This is a genomic window from Variovorax sp. GW821-FHT10B04 (assembly GCF_059415645.1).
In genome coordinates, this window is sequence record NZ_JBWKNQ010000001.1 from 735,029 (window position 1) to 749,875 (window position 14,847).

General features: G+C 70.0%; 13 protein-coding genes. 8 read left to right on the forward strand and 5 right to left on the reverse strand.

The genetic code is table 11. The features are described from left to right. Positions 1 to 59: 59 nt before the first annotated feature. Positions 60 to 851: an ABC transporter permease gene (locus tag AC07PZ_RS03515; protein WP_495293619.1), complete on the reverse strand. Its 792-nt coding sequence runs from the start codon at positions 849 to 851 to the stop codon at positions 60 to 62. Beyond that, on the reverse strand, positions 841 to 2,250 hold the full coding sequence (locus AC07PZ_RS03520) for an NtaA/DmoA family FMN-dependent monooxygenase (RefSeq protein ID WP_495293620.1): 1,410 nt from the start codon (positions 2,248 to 2,250) through the stop codon (positions 841 to 843). The genes AC07PZ_RS03515 and AC07PZ_RS03520 overlap by 11 nt, the downstream gene beginning before the upstream one ends. Before the next feature lie 251 nt (positions 2,251 to 2,501). Between AC07PZ_RS03520 and AC07PZ_RS03525 the strand changes: the two genes are divergently transcribed. From AC07PZ_RS03525 to AC07PZ_RS03535, 3 genes are all read left to right on the forward strand, one after another. Further along, on the forward strand, positions 2,502 to 3,887 hold the full coding sequence (locus AC07PZ_RS03525) for an LLM class flavin-dependent oxidoreductase (RefSeq protein WP_495293621.1): 1,386 nt from the start codon (positions 2,502 to 2,504) through the stop codon (positions 3,885 to 3,887). A gap of 12 nt (positions 3,888 to 3,899) precedes the next feature. Continuing rightward, entirely contained in the window at positions 3,900 to 4,919 is a 1,020-nt protein-coding gene (locus tag AC07PZ_RS03530) for a CysB family HTH-type transcriptional regulator (RefSeq protein WP_495293622.1), read from the forward strand. A 67-nt stretch (positions 4,920 to 4,986) separates the two neighbouring features. Next, entirely contained in the window at positions 4,987 to 5,946 is a 960-nt protein-coding gene (locus AC07PZ_RS03535; RefSeq protein ID WP_495293623.1) for a ketopantoate reductase family protein, read from the forward strand. Positions 5,947 to 6,052: 106 nt separating this feature from the next. Here the strand turns inward: AC07PZ_RS03535 and AC07PZ_RS03540 are convergent, their stop codons facing one another. From AC07PZ_RS03540 to AC07PZ_RS03550, 3 genes are read right to left on the reverse strand one after another with little or no spacing between them, the layout of a single operon-like run. After that, positions 6,053 to 7,057: an amidohydrolase family protein gene (locus AC07PZ_RS03540; protein WP_495293624.1), complete on the reverse strand. Its 1,005-nt coding sequence runs from the start codon at positions 7,055 to 7,057 to the stop codon at positions 6,053 to 6,055. A gap of 11 nt (positions 7,058 to 7,068) precedes the next feature. Next, positions 7,069 to 8,250, reverse strand: a complete 1,182-nt coding sequence (locus AC07PZ_RS03545; protein ID WP_495293625.1) for an SfnB family sulfur acquisition oxidoreductase — start codon at positions 8,248 to 8,250, stop codon at positions 7,069 to 7,071. Further along, the gene (locus AC07PZ_RS03550) at positions 8,247 to 9,335 is read right to left on the reverse strand and encodes an LLM class flavin-dependent oxidoreductase (protein WP_495293626.1); all 1,089 of its coding nucleotides are present in this window, start codon (positions 9,333 to 9,335) and stop codon (positions 8,247 to 8,249) included. The genes AC07PZ_RS03545 and AC07PZ_RS03550 overlap by 4 nt, the downstream gene beginning before the upstream one ends. Before the next feature lie 337 nt (positions 9,336 to 9,672). Here AC07PZ_RS03550 and AC07PZ_RS03555 point away from each other — a divergent pair, with 337 nt between their 5' ends. The 5 genes from AC07PZ_RS03555 to AC07PZ_RS03575 are packed head-to-tail and all read left to right on the forward strand — an operon-like array spanning position 9,673 to position 14,843. Continuing rightward, positions 9,673 to 11,280: an ABC transporter substrate-binding protein gene (locus AC07PZ_RS03555; RefSeq protein ID WP_495293627.1), complete on the forward strand. Its 1,608-nt coding sequence runs from the start codon at positions 9,673 to 9,675 to the stop codon at positions 11,278 to 11,280. Then, entirely contained in the window at positions 11,277 to 12,287 is a 1,011-nt protein-coding gene (locus tag AC07PZ_RS03560; protein ID WP_495293628.1) for an ABC transporter permease, read from the forward strand. The genes AC07PZ_RS03555 and AC07PZ_RS03560 overlap by 4 nt, the downstream gene beginning before the upstream one ends. Then, positions 12,284 to 13,207 carry an ABC transporter permease gene (locus AC07PZ_RS03565; RefSeq protein WP_495293629.1) on the forward strand — a complete coding sequence of 308 codons (924 nt, stop codon included), beginning with the start codon at positions 12,284 to 12,286 and terminating at the stop codon, positions 13,205 to 13,207. The genes AC07PZ_RS03560 and AC07PZ_RS03565 overlap by 4 nt, the downstream gene beginning before the upstream one ends. Positions 13,208 to 13,209: 2 nt before the next feature. After that, a complete protein-coding gene (locus AC07PZ_RS03570) occupies positions 13,210 to 14,094 on the forward strand; it encodes an ABC transporter ATP-binding protein (protein WP_495293630.1) in 885 nt (294 codons plus the stop codon). Further along, on the forward strand, positions 14,082 to 14,843 hold the full coding sequence (locus tag AC07PZ_RS03575; RefSeq protein WP_495293631.1) for an ABC transporter ATP-binding protein: 762 nt from the start codon (positions 14,082 to 14,084) through the stop codon (positions 14,841 to 14,843). The genes AC07PZ_RS03570 and AC07PZ_RS03575 overlap by 13 nt, the downstream gene beginning before the upstream one ends. Positions 14,844 to 14,847 lie beyond the last annotated feature (4 nt).

Sequence of the window (14,847 nt, forward strand, 5' to 3'; positions counted from 1 at the left end):
GGTCATGGATCTGTCCGAAGCACGGATGAATGGAATGAGAGGAAAAAGAGGCGCGCCGTTCAGGCCGGGCGCCAGCGCAGGAAGACGACGCGTTCGAGCAGGTCGAGCGCGGCGACCATGGCCACCGCGAGCACGGTGACGAGCACGATGAGGGCGAAGGTTTCGGCGGTATCGAGCGAGGCCGTCGAACGGGTGATCAGGTTGCCCAGCCCTTCCTTCGACGACAGCATCTCGGCGAAGAGCGCGCCCACCAGGCCCACCGACGCCGACACGCGCAGCGCCGCGAAGATGGTCGGCACGGCCGACGGCAGGATCACCTTCCAGACCGTCTGCAGGGTCGTCGCGCGAAACGCGCGCGCCACCTTCAGGTGCTCGCTGCGCGTCTGCTTGATGCCGGCGATGGTGCTGTAGAGGATCTGGAACACCGAGAACAGGAAGACGATCGCCACCTTGTGGCTGAACCCGATGCCCAGCCACAGCGCCAGCAGCGGCACGATCGCCACCTTGGGCACCGACATCAGCGCCGCGACGAAGGGCTGCGCAAAGCGCTCCGCCGACGGCGTCAGCACGAGCACCACGCCGAAGCCGATGCCGGCGACCACCGCCGCCGCATAGCCGGCCGCGAACTCGGCCAGCGTGACGGCCGTGTGGTGCAGCAACTGGCCCCGCGCCAGCAACGGCCCGAAGCTCTCGAAGATGGCGCTCGGGGCGGGCAGGTACAGCGCGCTCACCGCGCCGGCACGCACCGCGCCTTCCCAGGCCATCACCAGCGCCAGCGCGACCACGACCTGCGCGAGAACGATGCGGCGGCCGGCGTGCGACGCGCCGCCCGGTCTGCGCTCAGACCACACGGTGGTGCGTTTCGGTGATCCGGCCGAATTCGGCCTGTGCCGTGCGCAAGCCCTCGAAGCGGTTCGCCGGCCGTTCGCCGCCACCGAAATGGGCGGCGAAGGTGCTGCCGGTGTAGTCCTCGCGGAACAGGCCGCGCGCACGCAGGATGGGCAGCACCAGTTCGACGAAATCGTCGAGGCCCGCGGGCAGGTGCGGCGGGCAGATGTTGAAGCCGTCGGCCGCACCGTTCTCGAACCAGTGCTGGATGGTGTCGGCGACCTCCTCTGCGCTGCCGATCGCCAGGAAGTGGCCACGGCCGCGCGCGATCGCGTACTCGAAGACGTGGCGCACGGTCGGCGTCGCGGTGCGGTTGAGCTTGCGGGTCTGCGTGATGAAGTGCAGCGCCAGCGCCAGCGCCGGGTCGGCCTCGTCGAAGGCCGGGAACGGGTCGTCGCCGGACAGGCCCTGCAGCGGCACGCGAAGGTCGCGCTCGAGCGCCGCGATGTCCAGCCTGGCCGCGATCAGGGCGCTCAGGCGCTGGTACAGCGCATAGGCCTCCTCACTCGTGCGGCCGATGTAGGGCACCAGCCCCGGCAGCACCGACACGTCGTCGGCACGGCGGCCCTGCGCAACGGCGCCGGCCTTGATCTCGCTGTAGAAGGCCTGGCCGGCCTCGAAGGTCGGAACGCCGGCGAACACCACCGTCGAGCGGGCCGCGCCAAACGCGCGGGAACGCACCGAGGTGCCCGCGTTCACCAGCGGGATCTGGCCTTGCGGCGGGCGCGCGACATTGAGCGGCCCCTTCACGCGGAAGAAGCTGCCCTCGTGCTCGATGGCATGCAGCTTCACCGGATCGACCAGCAGGCCGGCCTCCTGGTCGCCGACCAGCGCATCGTCTTCCCACGAATCCCAGAGCTGCGACACCACGTCCACCAGTTCTTCGGCGTAGTCGTAGCGGCGCGCGTTGTCCCAGTGGTGGTCGCGGCTGAAGTTCTTCGCCGCGCGTTCGTCCGCGCCGGTGACCACGTTCCATGCGAGCCGGCCGCCGCTCAGGTGGTCGAGCGAAGCCGTCTGGCGCGCGATGTGGTACGGGTCGGCATAGGTCGTGTTGGCCGTGGCGATCAGGCCGATGCGCTGCGTGTGCGCGGCCACGTAGCCGATCATCGTGAAGGGCTCCAGCCGCACGGTCTGCGACGGAAACACGTACTGCTGCTCGGCGCTGGTGGCCAGCGCATCGCCGAGAAAGAAGAAGTCGAACTTGGCGTCTTCCGCCTTGCGCGCGATCGACGCGATGAAGGCCGGGTCGTGCGACGCCTTCGGATCGACGCCGGGCAGGCGCCACGCGCCGGGGTGGTAGCCGATCGAGAACAGGAAGATGCCGAAGTGAAGCTGGCGCGGCTGAGGGGAAGTGCTTGGCATCGGGAGCGAAGTCGGCTGAGGAAAAGCCTGCGAGTTTTCACCGCGACGGCAGGTGGATGGAAATCCGTTTTTCGCGCTTGCATATGCGCATTTCGGGTTTGACCGGCGTGTGCGCAAAGGGGTGAAGGACCGGTGCGGCGGCGTTGCCCGCGCTATGCGCATCGCGCCTAAGCAAACGCGAAAGCCTTCTTTCGCAATGGCGTGCATCGCACCTAACCTGCGGCCCATTTCTCCTCACCGGACAGTCGCACATGCCTTCATCGACACGCCAGTTCAAGCTCGGCGCCTTTCTCATGCAGACGGGCCACCACATCGCCGCCTGGCGCCATCCCGGCGCGCAGGCCGATGCGGGCAGCAACTTCCGCCATTACGTGGACCTGGCCCGGAAGGCGGAGGCAGCCAAGTTCGACGCCGTCTTCCTGGCGGATGCCGTCGGCGTGCGCAGCACCGAGCTGTCGTCGCTCGCACGCACCGCCCGCAGCGACCATTTCGAGCCGCTCACGCTGCTGTCGGCCCTCGCCGCGGTGACCGAGCGCATCGGCCTCATCGCCACGGTGTCGACCAGCTTCAACGAGCCCTTCAACGTCGCGCGCAAGTTCGCATCGCTCGACCAGATCAGCGGCGGGCGATCGGGCTGGAACCTCGTGACCTCGAGCGGCACCGGCGAGGCGCAGAACTTCAACCGCGAGGAACACTTCGAGCACGCGCTGCGCTACGAGCGGGCCGCCGAGTTCCACGACGTCGTGACCGGACTGTGGGACAGCTGGGAGGACGACAGCTTCGTGCGCGACAAGGACAGCGGCCAGTACTTCGCCGAAGACAAGCTGCACGTGCTCAACCACAAGGGCAGGCACTTCTCGGTGCGCGGCCCGCTCAACGTGTCGCGCTCGCCGCAAGGCCGGCCGGTGGTGGTGCAGGCCGGCGCGTCGGAAGCCGGCCGCGACCTCGCGGCGCGCACGGCCGAAGTGATCTTCGTGGCGCACCAGACCTTCGACGAGGCGCAGAGCTTCTACGGCGACATCAAGCAGCGGGCCCGCGCCTATGGCCGCGACCCGGAGTCGGTGAAGATCATGCCGGGCATCTTCCCGGTAGTCGGCCGCACGCAGGCCGAGGCCGAAGACAAGTTCGCGCAGCTGCAGGACCTGGTCCATCCGGTCGTCGGCGTGTCGCTGCTGTCGAGCGTGATCGGCGGCTTCGACCTGTCGGGCCTGCCGGTCGACGGTCCGCTGCCCGAACTGCCCGAGACCAACGGGCCCAAGAGCCGGCAGCGCCTGCTGCTCGACCTGGCGCGGCGCGAGAACCTCAGCATCCGCGACCTGTACCTGCGCATCGCCGGCGCGCGCGGCCACCAGCAGGTCGTGGGCACGCCGTCGAGCATCGCGGACCAGTTGCAGCAGTGGTTCGAGGAAGGCGGCGCGGACGGCTTCAACATCATGTCGCCCTGGCTGCCAGGCGGCCTGGACGACTTCATCGAACTCGTGCTGCCCGAGCTGCGCCGCCGCGGCCTGTTCCGCACGGAGTACGAAGGCCGCACGCTGCGCGAACATCTCGGGCTGACGCGCCCGGTGCATCCGGCCGCCCGGGTCGGCACACGGCCGACGGCGCCATCGCGCGAGACGCACGGCAGCCTGGTCTGAGCCGGACCGCGCATGAATTTCCAACAGCTGCGCTCCGCACGCGAGGCCGCCCGATGCGGCTTCAACCTCACCGAAGCGGCGCTCGCGCTGCAGACATCGCAGCCGGGTGTCAGCCGCCAGATACGGGAGCTGGAGGAAGAGCTGGGCGTCGTCCTGTTCGAGCGCTCCGGCAAGCGCCTCATCGGGCTGACGGCACCGGGCGCGAAGCTGCTGCCGATCATCGAGCGCGTGCTGCATGAGACGAGCAACCTGCGGCAGGCCGGGCAGGAGTTCTTCTCCCAGCAGGAAGGCCTGCTGTCGATCGCGGCCACCCACACGCAGGCGCGCTACGCGTTGCCGACCGCCGTGCAGGCGTTCAGGCGGCTCTTTCCGGATGTGCAGCTGCACATCCGCCAGGGCTCTCCGCAGCAGATCGCGCAGATGCTGCTGGACGGTGAGGCCGACGTGGGCATTGCGACCGAGGCACTCGGCGAATACCCGCAGCTCGTGACCTTTCCGTCCTATGCCTGGACCCACGCGCTGATCGCGCCGCATGGCCATCCGGTCTTCGACGGCGAATTGACGATCGAGCGGATCGGCGCCTACCCGCTGGTCACCTACGAGAGCGGATTCACCGGACGGTCGCGGATCGACCAGGCCTTCGCGGCCGCCGGCCTGCGCCCGGACTTCGCCATCACGGCCATGGACGCCGACGTGATCAAGACCTACGTCGAACTGGGCATGGGCATCGGTGTCATCGCGGGGATCGCCCTGGAGGCGGAGCGCGATGTCCGGCTGCGCTCGGCCGAGCTGGGGCATCTGTTCGGCACCAACCTCACCAAGGTCGCGTTGCGCCGCGGCACCTTCCTGCGCTCCTTCGTCTATGCGTTCATCGAAGCGTTCGCGCCCGACCTGCAGCGCTCCGAGGTCGAGCATGCGCACGGCTGGGACAAGGGGGCCGAACAGGCACTGCCGGACTCGGCGCTGATCGACGGACTGCGGTCCGACGCGAAGGCCATCGCCGCCAACGGCACTTTCCGCATGAACACATGAGAAATGCATCGTGGTCAACGGCGCCGTGCGCGTCTAGGCTGGAGCGTTCTTCAAGAAGGATCCGACCGTGAATTTCCTCGTGGTGGGCGCAGGCGCGCTCGGTGGCTATTTCGGTGGCCGGCTGTTGCAGGCCGGTTGCGACGTGAGCTTCCTGCTGCGCCCCGATCGCGCGGCCCAGTTCGCCGCGAGCGGCCTCGTGATCCACAGTCCGGCGGGCGACCTGCACTGCCCCGCACCGACGGTGCTGCTGGCGCACCAGATCCGCAAGCCCTACGACGTCGTCATCATCGCCTGCAAGGCCTACGACCTGGAAGAGGCGATCGCCGCCTTCGCGCCGGCGGTCGGCCCCGAGACCGTGCTGCTGCCGCTGCTCAACGGCCTGCGCCACATCGACCGGCTGAGCGAGCGCTTCGGTGGAAGGCGCGTGATCGGCGGCTTCGGCGGCATCTCCGCCGTGCTGGACGAGACGGGTGCGGTGCTGCACCTGGGCCGCGAGCACACGCTGGGCTTCGGCGAACTCTATGGCACGCGTTCGAAGCGGGTCGACGCGCTGGCGTCCGCCTTCTCGCAGGCGCGCTTCGACAGCCAGCCCAGCGACGCGATCCTGCAGGTGCTCTGGGAACGCTGGGTGCATGTGGCGGCGATCGCCGGCATCACCACGCTGATGCGCGCGAGCGTGGGCGACATCGTGCGCGCCGGCAACCAGGACCTGGCGCTCGACATGCTCGACGAGTGCGCGCGGATCGCCACGCACAACGGCTTCGCGCCGCGCACGGAAGCGCTGGAGCGCACGCGCAGCGCGCTGACCCAGGCGAATTCATTGCTCACGGCGTCGATGTCGCGGGACATCGAGCACGGCGCACGAACCGAAGGCGAGCACATCCTCGGGGACCTGCTGCGCCGCGGCCGCTGGTTCACGACCGACACCGTGCTGCTGCCGGTCGCCTTCGCGCAGGTGCAGAGCCACGAGGCCCGGCGCGTCCGGGAATCGGCCGACGCCGCGGCCTCGCAGCGCCGCGCCGCCTGAGGCACCGCACCTCGAATACACCCACCGGATGGGTCGGCTTCCAGGTCCGCCGCAGCGAGACGCAGGGCATCTTGGGGCGTCTCGCTCAGGGAAGTCGACGACACTCTTATGGTCGCCGCAGGCCGCCGACCTGCGCGCGCAGGCCGTTGCCGGCCAGGATCCGATCGGCCGCACCGGCATCGGCAAAGGACGCGCGGCGCACGCCGTCGAGCGGCAACTGCGCATCGAAGATCGGTAGATCGGTACCGAACAGCAGGCGGTCCGCACCGAAGACCTGGGCCGCCAGTCCGATGGCGTTGGCACCGAGCGACGCCGTGTCGACATACAGCCGCCGCAGCCGATCGCGCGGCGCAATGCCACCCTGGTCGCGCAGGTCGATCGCGTCGAAGCGCTCGATGATGAAAGGCAGCGTGCCACCCAGGTTGGCCACCTGCACGGTGACGTCGGGGTAGGCGTCGAGCAGATCGGTCAGGCCGAGCGTGATGGCGGCGGAGGTGATGCGCGACTGCAGGTCCTGCGCGCCGCGCCGATAGCTCGCATGGTCGACCGCGGCGGGTGCCGGCGCATCCGCCGGCGGCAGCGTGGCGGGCACCGGGCCGGGATGCACGAAGAGATGGGCGCGGTGCTGTTGCGCGACCGCCAGCACCGGGCGCCAGGCCTCGGCGGTCTGCGCGCTCAGGAAGGCATCCACCGGCAGGATGGCGCCGATCAGCACGCCGGCCGTCAGCAGCGCGTCCAGGTCGCGGGCGGCCCGCGCGGGGTCGGCCACCGTCAGGGCCGCAAGCCCCGAGAAGCGGTCGGGATGCTGCTGCACGAGCGCCGTCGTGGCCTCGTTGAAGATGTCCAGCAGCGGCGCGGCCTCGTCCGCGGGCAGGCTGTCGATGCGGAACAGCCCGGGCAGCGACAGCACCTGGCGGCCGATGCCGATCTGGTCGAGCAACCGCAACCGTGCGCCGATGTCGTGGTAGGTGTCCCACAGCGGCAACGACGAATCGCCATACAGCAGGCGCTGTGCCTGCAGGTCGATGCGCGGGCCTGCCGTGCGTTGCGAAAGCGCCTGCACGAGCGCGGGCGGAAGCCAGTGGGTGTGCCAGTCGATGACGGAGGACATGATGTTCTTTCTCAGATGTAGGTGCGTGCGCCGGGCGCCACGCCGTTGAGGTAGTAGTTGCCGAGGTGATAGAGCTTCCAGCGCAGCGGGTCGTGCAGCGAGTGGATGCGCGCGTTGCGCCAGTGGCGGTCGAGCCCGTGCTTCTCGAGCGTCGCGCGGGCGCCCGTCAGCGTGAAGAACTGGTCGGCCACCGTCGTCGCGGCATTGCCGCAGTTCAGCCGCGCATCGGCGATCGCCAGCCGTGCGGCGAGCACGCTGTCGTCGCTCGGCTCGGCCCACGCCAGGTCGACGGCCTCGGCCGCATGGCGCAGCGACAGCGCGGCCGTGCGCACGCACACCGCATGCGTGCCGAACTCCTGGATGACGAACGGCTCCTGCGCATGCGTCTCGTGCGGGTTGTCGATCCAGGGGCGGTTCTGGTTCACGATGTAGTCGCGCGCATCGCGCAGCACCTCTTCCGCGATGCCCTGGTCGATGGCCGCATGCACCAGGCTCGACAGCAGCATGCGCGCCCGGTTGGCGGGCCCGTCGCCGGCAAACGGAAACACGTGGGCATCCGGCACGAAGACGTTGTCGAACACCGTGGTGCCGCTGGCGGTGGTGCGCTGGCCCATGCCGCTCCAGTCGTCGATCACCGTCAGGCCGGGGCTGCCCGCCTGCGCGAAGAACATCAGCTGGCGGCCCGTCTCGTCGTTGCCGATGAACGGTATCCACTGCGCGAAGACCGCGCCGGTCGAATAGAACTTGCGCCCGGTCATGGCCCAGCCGCCGTCGACGCGATCGAGCCTGTGCTCGTAGTCGAAGGGGCGCTTGCGCGTGTCCTCGGAATGCGCATTGCCGATCCGGTCGCCGGCCAGGATGCGGCCGTAGAAGACGCTGGCCTGCTCCGCGCTACCGTTCGAGAACAGGGGCATCCAGCAGAAATGGTTCTGCGGTATCTGCCCGATGCTCGGGTCCGCCGCCGAGAGCGCGCGGAAGCAATGCACCACCGTGGCCGCGGACACCTGGGCACCGCCGTGCGTGCGCGGCACGGTCATGCCGAAGAAGCCGGCGCGCGTGAGCCGGTCGATCGGTTCGGTGGGAAGAATGCGCTGCTGGTCGCGCAGGCGAGCGCCTTCGCGGAATTCGGCAGCGAGCCGGTCCACCACCTCGCGCGCCTCGGCATCGCTGCGGATGACCTGCACCGCGCTCATGCGCGGCTCCCGGCTGCCGAGGTCAACGCACGCACCCGCGGGATCACCTCGGCCGCGAAGCGCTCCTGCTCCTCGATCAACGGGAAGAACGACAGCAGGAAGGTGCTGATGCCCGCGGCATGGAACTCGGCCATGCGGCGCGCCACGGTCTCGTAGCTGCCGACGAAGCCCGGCAAGGTGCCGCCGTTGGCACCGATCGGCGGCTGCCCCGGATACTGGCGGCTGACCTGCAGCGCGACCGCCTTGTCATCGATGCGCGGGCGCATGGCGGGACGGCGCGCCGCGAAGTACGGCTCCTGAACGGCCAGCAGCCGCGCGAGTTCGGCATGCGCCGCCTCGTCGGTGTCGCGCGCCACCACGAAACCGGTGATGCCCGACTCCAGCGGTGCCCCCTTGCGCGGCCGCTCGTGCATGTCGGCCAGCAGCGGCCTGACGTCGTCCAGCGGCCGGCCGTTGATCAGCCAGCGGTCGGCCAGCGCATGCACCAGGTCGCGGCCCGGGCCGGACTCGCCGCCCGCGTAGATCACGGGGCGCGCCCGCGCGGCGGAACGCGGCACCAACTTGAAATCGTCCAGCTGGAAGTGCGGTCCGCGGTGGGTCACGGTCTCGCCCGCCATCAGGTCGCGGACGATGCGCAGCCACTCCTCGCCATAGGCGTAGCGTGCGTCGTGCTCGGAGAAGCCGATGCCCGAACGCTCCAGCTCGGGCTTGAACCAGGCGTTGACGAAGTTGATCGCGAAGCGTCCCTGGCTGATGTCCTCGATTCCCAGGGCCATCTTGGCGAGCACCGCGGGGTGATACAGGTAGGGCTTGATGGCCGCGATGATCTCGATGCGCTCGGTGAGTGCGGCAGCCGCGGCGGCGGCCGTCCAGGCTTCGAGGATCTCGTCGTCGGTGTCGATCGGGTTGATGGTGTGCTGCGCGATCAGCACGGTGTCGAAGCCGCTGCGTTCGGCGCTCAGGATGACGTCGCGCGCGAGTGCGAAGCGTGCCTGCGGCGCGCCGGCTTGCGCGTCGACGACCCAGGGGCCACGGTAAGGCGCCCAGACGCCGAAACGTGGGGCCGGGATGGAAGAGATGGACATGAGAGAACGGGGGCAGAAGGCGGCAGCAAGGACCGCCGGATGCGGTCGCGCTGGCTGGCGCCGACCGTGCGGGACGCCGGCAGCGCCGGCATGGAAGCGGCCAAAGTATAGGAACGGCATCGCCCCGCACTTAGACGGATTTCAGCTAAGCAAACACGAAATGGGCGCAAGCGCGGACCCGTGAAAGTCGCCTGCGCGACGCAGAATCTGCGCGCTGCCGGCCACCGCGGACTGCCACGCATGCGGCTCGCCGTTGCCCCCGGACCGGCACCCATTCATCGCCCGTCGCGACGTGCCGATGACATCGATTTCTCCTCCACTTTCCCGATTGCCTTCTGTGAATTCCAAGCTCTCCCCGGTGTGGCGCCGTCTCGCCCTGGCTGCGGCGATCGCCGCGATCCACGCAGTGCCCGCCTGGGCCGCAACGCCTGCGGACACCGTCGTCATCGCCAAGAACCTCGATGACTTCCTCAGCATCGACCCGGCCGAGTCGGCCGAATTCGCAAGCGCCGAGATCACGAACAACCTCTACACCCGCGTGCTGAGCTTCTCGCCCGACGACTTCTCGAAAGTGGTCGGTGGCGCGGCCGACCGCTGGGAGTTCTCGGCCGACGACAAGACGCTGACGCTGCATGTGCGCCCGGGCCAGACCTTCTCGTCCGGCAGCCCGCTCACGGCGAACGACGTGGTCTTCTCGCTGCAGCGCGTGGTGCGCCTGAAGACGCGCCAGAGCGATCGCTTCGCGCAGTTCGGCTGGACGCCCGACTCCATCGACACGCTGGTCACGGCCAAGGGCGACACGGTGGTGCTGCGCTTCCCGCAGGCGCTGGCGCGCAGCCTCGTGCTGAACGTGCTGGCATCGGGTCCGGCCGCCGTGGTCGACGCGCAGGAGGCGCTCGCACACCAGCAGGGCAACGACCTGGGCAATGCCTGGCTGCGCACCAGCGCCGCCGGCAGCGGCGCCTACACGCTCAGCAGCCTGCGCCCCAAGGAAGCCGTGGCGCTGGAGGCCAACACGCGCTTCTATCTCGGCGCACCGGCGGTCAGGCGCGTGATCATTCGCCACATCGCGGAAGTCGCGACGCAGCGGCTGCTGCTCGAGAAGGGCGATGTCGACATCGCCCGCAACCTCTCGGCCGACCAGGTCAACGCGCTGGCATCGAACCACGACGTGTACGTGCAAACCGAAGACCGCGAGATCCAGATCTACCTCGCACTGAACCAGCAGACGCCCGCGCTCGCCAAGCCGGAAGTGCGCCAGGCCTTGCGCTGGCTGGTGGACTACGACGCGATCTCCTCGCAGCTGCTCGGCGGCCGGCTGAAGGTCAACCAGACGCCGCTGCCGACGACGCTCGGCAGCAACGGCCTGAAGCCCTATCGCTTCGACCTGGCCAAGGGCCGCGCGCTGCTCGAGAAGGCGGGCTATGCACAGGGCTTCAGCGTGAGCTTCGACGTGCCGACCTTCTATCCGTATCCGGAGATCGCTCAGGCGGTGCAGAACAGCTTCGCCAAGGCGGGCGTCCGCGTCGAGCTCACCAAGTTCGACACCAAGCAGGTGCTGACGCGCCACCGCAACGGCCAGCACCAGCTCGGCGTGTATGCCTCCGTGCCGGCCTACAGCGACCCCGACCCGGTGGCGAGCTTCTTCGTGGTCAACCCCGACCCGGCACCGAACGCGCCCAACAAGAACGGCGCGCAGCGCCAGGGCTGGGTGCCACCCGCGGCGCTGTCCGCACTTGCCGTGCAGGCGCGCCAGGAGCCCGACGCGGCCAGGCGCACCAAGCTCTATGACCAGCTGCAGCGCGACGTGCAGAAGGATTCGCCCTACGTCTTCCTGCTGCAGGACAGCGAGACCTCGGTCATCCGCCGCAACGTCACGGGCTTCAAGGCCGGCCCCAGCATCTTCACGCCGGTCTACTACCGCCTGAAGAAATCGGCTTCGTGAAACCGGGGCGCTTGGCCTCGGCGCTGTCGGGCGTCATCCTCACGCTGCTGGGCCTGCTGTTCATCACCTTCGTGATGGGTCGGCTGCTGCCGATCGATCCGGTCGTCGCGGTGGTCGGCGACAACGCGCCGACCGAGGTCTACGAACGCGTGCGGCGCGAGATGCGGCTCGACCAGCCCATCCACGTCCAGGCCTGGCACTACGCGGCCGACATGGCGCGGGGGCGGCTCGGCGTGTCGGTGACCACGGGCAGCCCGATCGCGTCGGACCTGCAGCGCTTCGTGCCAGCGACCTTCGAACTCGCGACGGTCGCGATCGTCGTGGGCGCGCTGCTCGGCGTGCCGCTGGGCTTCGTGTGCGCGCGCATGGCCGGGCGATGGCCCGACCACATCGGCCGGGTCGTCGCGCTGGCCGGCAACTCGCTTCCCGTGTTCTGGCTGGGCCTGATCGGCCTGCTGGTCTTCTATGCCCGGCTCGGCTGGGTCGGCGGGCCGGGCCGGATCGACATCGCCTTCCAGTATTCGATCCCCGAAGTCACCGGCCTGCTGCTGGTCGACACGCTGCTGGCCGGCGACACCGCGGCGTTCGCGAGTGCCGTCTCGCACCTCGTGCTGCCGGCGGGCATCCTCGGGCTGCTGTCGATGTCCTACCTGGCACGCATGACACGGTCGTTCGTGCTGTCGCAGCTGCAGCAGGACTACGTCGCCGTCGCCCGGCTGAAGGGGCTGTCGGAAGCGCGCATCCTCTGGCACCACGTGCTGCCCAACGTGGCCGGGCCGATCGTCGCGCTGCTGGCCTGGACCTATGCGCATCTGCTCGAAGGCACCGTGCTCACCGAAACCGTGTTCGCCTGGCCGGGCCTCGGCTCGTACATCACGCAGTCGCTGCTGTCGGCCGACCTGCCCGCGGTGCTCGCATCGACGCTCGTCGTCGGCGTCGTGTTCGTGGGGCTGAACCTGCTGGCCGAAGTCATGCAGGCCTGGCTCGACCCGAGGACGCGGCCATGAGCGCGCTCGGCCATGAGAGCCGCATCGGCCGTGCAAGGGCCTGGCTCGCCAGCGAAGAGCCCGCAACGGCCACGCAAGCCTGGGCCGGCAGGCTCTGGCGGCCCTGCGGCGCGCTGCTGTCGCATCCGCTCGGGCGGGCCGGCGCACTGATCGTCGCGCTGATGCTGTTGGTCGCCGTGAGCTCGCCCTGGCTGCCGGTCGCCGACCCGCTGGCGCAGGACCTCGGCCGCCGTCTGCTGCCGCCCTCGGCGCAGCACCTGTTCGGCACCGACGCGCTGGGCCGCGACGTGCTGGCGCGCGTCATCCACGGCACGCGGGCGTCGCTGAGCGTTCTCGCCATCGTGCTGCTGCTGACGGTGCCGCTCGGCTTGGCGATCGGTGCGGCAGCCGGACTGGCCGGCGGCTGGCTCGACCGCGTGCTGATGCGCATCACCGACATGTTCATGGCGTTCCCGCGGCTGATCCTCGCGCTCGCCATCGGCGCGGCGATGGGCGCCGGCCTGGGCACGGCGGTGCTGGCCATCGCCGTCACGGCCTGGCCGGCGTATGCGCGCCTGGTCCGCACCGAGGCGTCGGCGCTGCGGCGCGCGGAGTTCATCGATGCGGCGCGGTCGCTCGGCGCATCGCCCGCACGGCTGCTGTGGCGCCACGTGGTGCCGCTGTGCGTGCCGTCCGTCATCGTGCGCGCGTCGCTGGACGCACCGGGCATCGTGCTGATCCTGGCCGGACTCGGCTTTCTCGGGCTCGGCCTGCCGCCGCCCGCGCCGGAATGGGGTTCGATGGTGGCCGACGGCCGCGCCGTGATCTTCGAGGCCTGGTGGATCGCCTTCTTCCCCGGGCTGGCCATTGCGCTGCTGAGCCTGGGCTTCAACCTGCTGGGCGACGCCCTGCGCGACGTGGTGGACCCTCGCACGCCATGAACATGAACGCCAATCGACTGCCTACGGCGCCCGGCACCGGCGGCGCGGAAGCGCCATTGCTCGACGTCTCCGGCCTCGACGTGCGCTTCGCCGACGGGCGCGGCGGCCACGCCCATGCGGTGCGCAACCTGAGCTTCACGCTCGGACGCGAGCGCCTGGCCATCGTGGGCGAATCGGGCTCCGGCAAATCGACCGTCGTGCGCGCCTTGCTGGGCCTGCTGCCCGCGACGGCGCAGCGCACCGCAGGCCATGCGCGCTTTCTCGGCACCGACCTGTTCGGCCTCGACGCGCAGGGCCTGCGGCGCCTGCGTGGCCGCCACATCGCGATGGTCGTGCAAGACCCGCGGCAGGGCCTGAATCCGCTGCTGCGCATCGGCGACCAGGTCGCCGAGATGCTGCAGGCGCATCGCGGCCTCGGCCGCCGCGCAGCCGCCGCGGAGGCGGTGGCGCTGCTCGACCAGATGCACATCCGCGACCCGGCACGCGTCGCGCGCCTGTACCCGCACGAGGTTTCGGGCGGCATGGGCCAGCGCGCCATGATCGCGATGATGCTGGCCGGCGAGCCACAATTGCTGATCGCCGACGAAGCCACCTCGGCGCTCGACGCCGTGGTGCAGCAGCACATCGTCGCGCTGCTCGACGAGCAGGTGCGCCGGCGCGACATGGGGCTGGTGATGATCAGCCACGACCTCTCGCTCGTGGCGCGGACGGCCGACCGCATCCTGGTGATGTACGCGGGCCGCATGGTCGAAGAACTGCGCCCGCAGCAAGGCCGGCTCGAGGCCCGCCACCCCTACACGCAGGGCCTGCTGGCCTGCCGGCCGTCGCCTGCGCATGCCGGCCGGCCGCTGCCCGTGCTCCAGCGGGAGGCCGCATGGATGCAATGACGCCATCGGCGCACGGCACGCCGCTGCTGTCGGTGCAGGACCTCGTGCTCGACCACGGGCAGCGCCGTGTGGTCGACGGCGTGTCCTTCGCGCTGGACGCGGGCGGTGCGCTCGGCATCGTGGGCGAATCCGGCTGCGGCAAGAGCACCATCCTGAAGGTGCTGGCCGGCGTGCACCGGCACGCGACGGGTCGAGTCCTGCTGGCCGGCGAACCGCTCGGCGCCAGGCGTCCGCTGGCGCAGCGGCGTCGGCTGCAGATGGTGTTCCAGGACCCGTCCGCCGCACTCAACCCGGCCATGACCATCGAGGCGGCGCTGCTGGAGCCGCTGTCGATCCACGGCATTGGCGACCGGAGCCGGCGCGTGCTCGCCATGCTGGACGCGGTCGCCCTGCCCCGCAGCGTGCGCTTCCGCTTTCCGCATCAACTCTCCGGCGGCCAGCGGCAGCGCGTCTGCATCGCCCGCGCATTGCTGGTCGAGCCGCAGTTGCTGCTGCTGGACGAGCCGACCTCCGCGCTGGATGTCTCGGTCCAGGCCGAGGTCCTGAACCTGCTCGCGCAATTGCGGCAGGAACGCGGCCTGGCCTTCGTGCTGGTCAGCCACGACCTGGGCGTGGTCGCGCACCTGTGCGAACGCGTGGCCGTGATGCAGGACGGCCGCTTCGTCGAGGTGCTGGGCCGCGAGACGCTGGCCGCGGGACAGGCGGGCCATCCCTACACGAAGACACTGGCCGCGGCCTTCGCGGGCTGAAGCG